Source organism: Idiomarina baltica OS145 (assembly GCF_000152885.1).
GTDB lineage: Bacteria > Pseudomonadota > Gammaproteobacteria > Enterobacterales > Alteromonadaceae > Idiomarina > Idiomarina baltica.
In genome coordinates this window covers 1-7,811 of the sequence record NZ_CH672404.1, presented here as the reverse complement: position 1 = coordinate 7,811, position 7,811 = coordinate 1, and the positions used below count along the sequence as shown (strand labels likewise).

The window sequence follows — 7,811 nt, the reverse complement described above, 5'->3', positions numbered from 1 at the left end:
GTTGTGACTTCTAGCGATGCTGCTGTTACTGGTGCAACTGTTACCATCCGTAACGTTGACACAGGCTTCACTCGTACTGTTCAGGTAGAGTCAGACGGTTCATATCGTTTCCCTCAATTACCGACAGGACGTTACACGGTCACTGCTAACGCTAACGGCTATGAGCCGAACCAAACTCAAGAGTTTGTAATCAGCGCAGGTGGCTCGCGTGAAATCACTGTACCTCTTTCAAGCGGTATTGAAACTATCGATGTTTCAGGTACTAGCATCTCAATGGTCGACACACGTGCTTCTGGTACGTCATTGAACATCGGCGAAGCTCAAATCGACCGTATTCCAGTTCCACGTAACGCTACAGCGGTTGCATTGCTTGCTCCAAGCACAACTGCTGGTGATGGCCGTTTCGGTAACTTAGCTTCTTTCGGAGGTTCATCAGTTGCGGAAAACGCTGTTTATATCAACGGCTTGAACGTAACCAACTTCCGTACAGGTACTGGCTTCTCAGACGTACCATTTGAATTCTACAAAGAGTTCGAAGTTAAGACGGGTGGTTACTCTGCAGAGTTTGGTCGTTCTACTGGTGGTGTTATCAACGCTATCACGAAGAGCGGTACTAACGAATTTGAGTTCGGCGCAAACGTTTATTATCAACCTGAGAGCTTGCGTGAGACCTCTCCAAACAGTATCTTGTCTGATGGCTCTACGTACGTTCTCAACGAGTTAGACGAACGCTCAGACATGGAAGGTAATATCTACGCGTCTGGTCCGATCATTAAAGACACGTTGTTCTTCTACGCAATCTATAATCCGCGTAATATCGATAACAATTACTCATCTGGTGAAGGTAAATTCTTCAACGAAGCTGTCGCCGATGATGCGTTCTACGGTGGTAAGATTGACTGGCAAATCACCAGTAATCATCTAGTTGAACTGTTAGCGTTTTCGGATTCAGCTACCACTGAAACAGACATTAGCCGCCGAACTACTGACGGCCTCAGCTACCAGTCAACTTCGTATGAAGAGACTGGTGGAGACAACTGGTCTGTAAAATATACCGGTTACTTGACTGACGACTTAACGGTTTCAGCATTGTACGGTGAAAACAAATATGACTTGACCTCATATAGCAACGTACAAGCTAACTGTAACTTTGTATACGATCGTCGCGATGCAGCGCCTCTAGGCACGTTCGCAGGTTGTATCGGCAGCCCAGGTTACTTGACTGAAGAAGGTCAAGATAAACGTGAAGCGATGCGTGTGGACTTCGAATGGTACCTTGGCGACCACTTGCTACGCTTCGGTTATGATACTGAAACAAATACGTCAAATGCGCTTGAAGGCTATTCTGGTCCAGGCGGCAAGTTCGTGACTTTACGTGACGGAACCCCCGGCGGTCTGCTTGATAACGGTGCAAGTATCCCGGATGGCGTTACTGAGTACCTTGAAGAGCGCGTTCGTACCGTTGAAGGTAGCTTCGAAACTGAAAACCAAGCGCTTTACGTTGAGGATATCTGGTCTATCACTGATAACCTGACAGCAACGATTGGTCTTCGTTATGACTCGTTCGAAAACAAAAACGGTAACGGCGAAACCTTCGTAAAAGTTGATAACATGTATGCGCCACGTCTTGGCTTGTCATACGACATCAACGGTGACGGTCAGTCAAAAGTGTTTGCAAACGTAGGTCGTTACTACTTACCAGTAGCAAGTAACACTAACGTACGTATGTCTGGTAACGAGTACGATGTAACTCAATACTTTGTATTGGAAGGTACTTCAATTGACCAGTTCAATGGCAACGATTACCTGACTTACACTAAAGGCGATAAGATCGGTGACGACAGTGTAAACGCGGATGGTACCGTTCCGAACACCAAAGAATTCGTTGACCAAGACATCGACCCAATGTACCAAGACGAATACATCATCGGTTATGAAGCAGCATTCGCTGAAAACTGGAGCTGGGGCGTTCGTGGTATCCGTCGTGAATTGAACGGCGCTATCGATGACATGAGCGTTAAAGGTTATCTTGATGACACCTACGGTTGCCATGGCGGTAGCTCGTATGTATTGGGTAACCCAGGTAAAGTTGCAACTATCTTTGCTGATACCGACTGTAATGCAGACACTGCGCTTGAAAAAATCGACATCGATTTGGCAGAGCTTGGTTTCCCAGAAGGTAAACGTTCTTACAACGCTGTTGAGCTAACCTTAGCAAAAGCGTGGGACGGCAAATGGTCATTAAACGCATCTTACACTTGGGCTCAAAGCTACGGTAACACCGAAGGTTTGGTTAAGTCTGATATCGCTCAAGACGATGCGGGTATCACTCAGGACTTTGACTTTGCAGAGCTGATGGATGGTGCTTACGGTTACTTGCCGAACGACCGTCGCCATACCTTCAAAGCATACGGTGCATACGCGCTGACTGAGAACTTCCGTTTAGGTGCAAACTTTACGTTGAGCTCAGGTCGTCCGTTAAATGCATTCGGTATCGGCCACCCGAACGGTGTGCCTCAATACGGTGATACTTTCTACGTATGTACAGCAAACTGTGATGACAAAAACGAAGCTACCAATGAGTACAATCAAATTACTCGTGGTACTTACGGTCGTACAGACTGGACTCCAACCTTGGATCTTAACGCGACTTACGTAACCGAGTGGTCTGGAACTGAAATCGAATTCCGCGCAGACGTATACAACGTATTGAACTCTTCAGCAGTTCAGCGTCGTAACGAGTTCGCAGAAGAGAACGTTCCAGGGGATGCAAATGAATACTTCATGGCACCAACTTCTTACCAAACGCCTCGCTACGTTCAGTTGAGCGCTGGTATCAAGTTCTAATAGAACATTCAGTTAATACTGAATACAAAACCACCCTTCGGGGTGGTTTTTTTTGTCCAATCCGCTCTCCGCGTACTTAATTGAGTTGTTATTGACTTCATAATAATTCTTTAAAGTCAAACACTTAATAATAAAGTTAATCATAATTTAGTAACAAGTTGTTTACATAAAATTAACTTATTGCTAAATTCAAATTACCTCAAACATATTTTGAGGTAAAAAACAATAAAGTTCCGGGGAGTTTCAAATCATGAAAAGCACAACTTTTCGTAAAAATTTGTTGGCAGTAGCCATTGCAGGCGTCTTTTCGATGCCCGTTATGGCGCAAGATCAGCAAGAATCTACTGCTGACGATCAGCAAGCAGAAAAAGTAGCTGAGCGCATTCAAGTGACAGGTTCGCGTATTCCGCAATCGTCTAACGTAGTGAGCTCTAGTCCTATATCTCAAGTAACCTCAGAGGAGTTCGAGTTTTCGGGTAACGTTCGGACCGAGGATTTAGTGAACGATTTACCACAAGTGTTTCCAGGTCAGACATCTACCGATTCAAACGGTGCAACTGGCACGGCAACTATTTCACTCCGGGGGTTAGGCTCTAATCGTACATTAGTGCTTATGAATGGCCGCCGGTTGGTCATGGGATCGCCATTACAAGGCGCTATCGCGCCAGATTTAAATCAGATCCCAGGCGCACTGGTTGAAAATGTTGAGTTACTCACGGGCGGTGCATCGGCAACTTACGGTTCGGATGCTGTCGCGGGTGTCGTGAACTTCATCATGAAAGATGATTTTGAGGGCGTAAAGCTAGATTATCAGCACAGCTTTTATCAGTATAATAACCCCAACAGCAATGATGTAGCGCAATCGGCCCGTGACGCTAACTTCGATCTGGCGCCAGGTTCTGGTCGCGATGGTCATATGAATGATTTCTCGATCATTTGGGGGGTCAATGCGGACAATGGCAAAGGTAATATTACCGGCTATGTAACTTATCGCGATATCAAAGCGGTTACATAAGATAATCGCGACTATAGTATTTGCTCACTAGCAGGTGGACCTGGAGATTATTCCTGCGGTGGCTCCGGCACCATTCCAGACGGTCGCCTAACTGATTTCGTTGACTACGACTACTACATCGATCAAGGTACTTTCCAAGAGTATGACGGGCGCTTATACAACTTTGGTCCTCGCAATTATTTTCAGCGTCCCGATGAGCGTGTCACACTCGGTGCATTTGGTCATTACGAAATCAACAAAAACATGGAGTTTTTCGGTGAAGTTGGCTTCGTTAAAGACCGAAGTGTTTCACAGATCGCGGAATCAGGTGCCTTTTTTCCACAGGTTGATTTGAGTTGTGACAACCCGTTTCTATCGCCGCAACAAGCAAGCGTATTGTGTGGACCGGGTGGTCCCGCCACTGTATCAGGTGATCCGAATGTGTGGGAAGGTGTTTACATAGGCAAGCGCAATGTTGAAGGCGGTCCGCGTCAGAATGATATTCAGCATTTATCGTATCGCGGCGTGTTCGGAATTCGAGGATATTTGAACGACACGTGGAGTTATGATGTTTCTGCTAATTTCGGTAACGTGACACTAAGTTCGACCTATCTAAATGATTTCAGTATTACCAACATTGGACGAGCACTCAACGTCACAACGGATCCCGACACTGGGGAGGCGGTCTGTACCGCAGCTTTGAGTGGTGTTGATCCAAATTGCGTACCTTGGAATATCTTTGCGCCAAATATTACCCAAGACGCCCTCGATTATCTAACGCTACCGCTCTATGCCAATGGTGAAACTAATTTGCGTGAATATACTGCGTATGTGATTGGTAACCTCGGTGACTATGGTATCCGCAGTCCTTATGCCGTCGGTGGAGTCGAGCTTTTGCTGGGCGCGACCACACGCAGCGAAGAGCTCGTTTTCCAACCCGATAGTGGGTTTACATCAGGTGATGGGGCTGGTCAAGGCGGGCCTACAATCGGAGTTTCCGGTAGCTTAAGTGTTGATGAAATCTTTTCGGAAGCAAAAATCTATTTGGTTGAGGGAGCCGACTGGGCGGACACTCTTACAATGGATCTTGGTTATCGCTATTCGGAATATTCAACAGCCAAAGAAACCGATACCTACAAGTTAGCTTTAGGTTGGGATATTAACGAGATGTGGAAGGTACGTGGTAGCTTCCAGCGTTCGGCACGTCATGCCAACATTCGTGAATTGTACCAAGCTCAGTCTATCGGTTTGTACGATATGGATTCAGATCCGTGTGGTGGTGCTGATCCAGAAGCTACTCTAGAGGAGTGTCAACGCACCGGTGTCACTTCGGCGCAGTACGGCAATATTCCACAAAGTCCAGCTAACCAATACAACTCGATTTCAGGTGGTAACCCCGATCTAGAGCCTGAAACCTCAGATACAATATCTGTTGGTTTTGTCTATCGCACAATGGAAGGGGATTTCGATGTTTCTTTAGATTACTTCGATATAAAAGTTGAGGATGCCATTGGTATTGTCGCAGCTGAAACCACGCTCGATTTGTGTTTGGATACCGGTGATGCGCAGTTCTGTGATCTCATTAATCGCGGTCCGGAAACAGGTTCACTTTGGTTGGGTCAAGATAATATCATTGCGACTAATGTGAATATTGGTTTTGAGCAGCGGTCTGGTTTTGACTTAAATTCAAGTTATACCATTCGCTTTGATAATGATTTTGGCAAGCTCAAATTCAACCTAGTGGGCACTTATTTCACCAAGTTTGATACTCAGCCGGTTGTCGGTCTTCGTGTGTATGAGTGTGCGGGCTATTGGGGAGGCGTATGTGGTGCGCCGAATCCAGAGTGGCAACATAACTTGCGAGCGACATGGGAAAACAACGACGGCTTAGCCGTTTCTGCAAATTGGCGGTACCTGGGTGAGACTCAGCAACTTGATAGTGGGCCGCAAGATATCGATGCAGAAAACTATCTTGACTTAACTGCTCGTTACCGTTGGGGAGATAACACGACGATTAGTGTGGGCGTGAATAACGTGCTTGAAAATGATCCGCCGTACTTAACCGGTGCGCCAGGTAGTAATGGTAATACCTATCCAGGGTATTTTGATGCACTCGGACGCTACGTGTTCGCGAGTATCTCCTATCAATTCATGTAATCTTTTAAATTCAATGAGTTATGTGCAAAAGGCAGCGCTTCAGCTGCCTTTTTTACATCCAAAGAACACTTGTTAACCTAAAGTGATACATTTGACTATGAGTTGTGCATATCGACTAAAAGGTGGTCAAACAGTTCGTTTAACAGGTCCATTTAGTTGAATTTCTCCTCAGCTGGCGTTAAAAGTCGGTGCGGCATCGCAAAGACCTCAATTGAGCGATGACCGCTCATTCACGTCACTTATCCTCTGATGAGCGACAGAATAAGAACATACACCAGGGAGAAAAACATGACGAATAGTACCTTCCGCAAGAGTTTAACTGCTCTCGCTGTAGCGGGTGGTCTAGCAACCCCAGCGTTGGCTGTCGCGCAGGACAGCAATACTGTTGAAGCGCAAGGCAATATCGAAAAAATTCAAGTTACGGGTTCACGCATTAAGCGTTCAGACCTAGAAAGTGCGTCTCCTGTAGAGGTTCTTTCGGCAGATCAACTGACAGATCAAGGCCGCTTATCGGTTGCCGATGCGTTACGTAATCTTACCTCGAACTCGTTTGGCTCATTTGTACCAAGCTCAGGTAGCTCAGCACAATCACAGTCTACGGTTAACTTACTTGGTGTCGGCGCAAGTCGTACGCTAGTTTTACTCGATGGTAAACGCGTAGCCGGTTCACCATCGTTGGGTGGCTCTTCGGCTAATTTAAGCACGATTCCAATGGCGGCTGTGGAGCGCATTGAGGTGCTTAAAGATGGTGCTTCAGCGGTATATGGTTCTGATGCCGTCGCAGGTGTCGTTAATATTATCCTAAAAGACGACTTCGAAGGTGTCGCAATTAACACCAAAGTCGGTCGTCCGGAAGCTGAAGGTGGTGATAATGAGAGTTTCAGTATCACTGCAGGTACGTCGTCAGATCGTGGTAATCTGACTATGGTGTTCGAGCATCAAACACGTGACGCGATCTATGACCGTGATCGTCCGTACACAGCACCACAGATGTTCGACGAAAATGGTGATGGTGTCATTTCGTTAAACGATGAAACGATTGGTATTTCAAAATATGGAGCAACGCTTGTTAATCCTGAGGGAAACTATGAGGCATCGCCGTTATGTGGTCAACTGACGGAAGACGTGGATGGCTTTGTAGGTGTACTCGACCAAGGTACCGCAAACGGTGGTATTGGTCAGGGGACGGTATGTGGGTATGCCTACTCCAGTGTATCGACAAACATGGCTTCGACTGATCGTAACTCATTAATGGTGAATGGAAACTACCAGATTAACGACGACGTTGAACTATATATGCGCGGCATGTTCGCTAAAAACAGTTCATTTGGTCGATATGCGCCAGCCGCGGCGAAGTGGGAAAATATCCCGGCGAATGCATCCCACAACCCTTATGATGAAACGCTCGATACAGGTTATTTTCGTTGGTATCCAGCGGGTAATCGCGATGGCTATGTAGATGATTACCAACAAGACTATGTAGTTGGATTCCGTGGCTTTGCCTTAGATAACATCGACTGGGAAGTCTACTATCAGCGTGCCGAAATGGACTATAAAACGGTTGGGCGTGATTATTTGAGTAAATCAGCCCTGAACTGGCTCGCTGCAGAAGGCCGCGACCCATTTGCACCGGAAAATTCTGACAAGCTGGGTATCACTACGTTGACCGAAGGCAAGACCATTTTTGATCACTATTACGCCGGTATGGGTTTTAATATCGGTGAACTACCAGGCGGTCAAATTGCGCACTATTTTGGCTGGGAAATGTATGAGCAGGTGTTCGAAAATAAATACGATGCACAGTCAGAAGCCG

At 46.3% G+C, this 7,811-nt stretch carries 4 protein-coding genes; all 4 read left to right on the top strand.

The window, feature by feature from the left end; genetic code table 11:
- The coding region (locus OS145_RS03690; protein ID WP_006954821.1) for a TonB-dependent receptor at positions 1 to 2,847 on the top strand (2,847 nt) is incomplete at its 5' end.
- Between the two features lie 250 nt (positions 2,848 to 3,097).
- The gene (locus tag OS145_RS13540; protein ID WP_006954820.1) at positions 3,098 to 3,862 is read left to right on the top strand and encodes a TonB-dependent receptor plug domain-containing protein; all 765 of its coding nucleotides are present in this window, start codon (positions 3,098 to 3,100) and stop codon (positions 3,860 to 3,862) included.
- A gap of 243 nt (positions 3,863 to 4,105) precedes the next feature.
- Positions 4,106 to 5,998 carry a TonB-dependent receptor domain-containing protein gene (locus OS145_RS03685; protein WP_006954819.1) on the top strand — a complete coding sequence of 631 codons (1,893 nt, stop codon included), beginning with the start codon at positions 4,106 to 4,108 and terminating at the stop codon, positions 5,996 to 5,998.
- A gap of 288 nt (positions 5,999 to 6,286) precedes the next feature.
- A partial coding sequence (locus OS145_RS03680) for a TonB-dependent receptor plug domain-containing protein (protein WP_006954818.1) occupies positions 6,287 to 7,811 on the top strand: 1,525 nt, incomplete at its 3' end.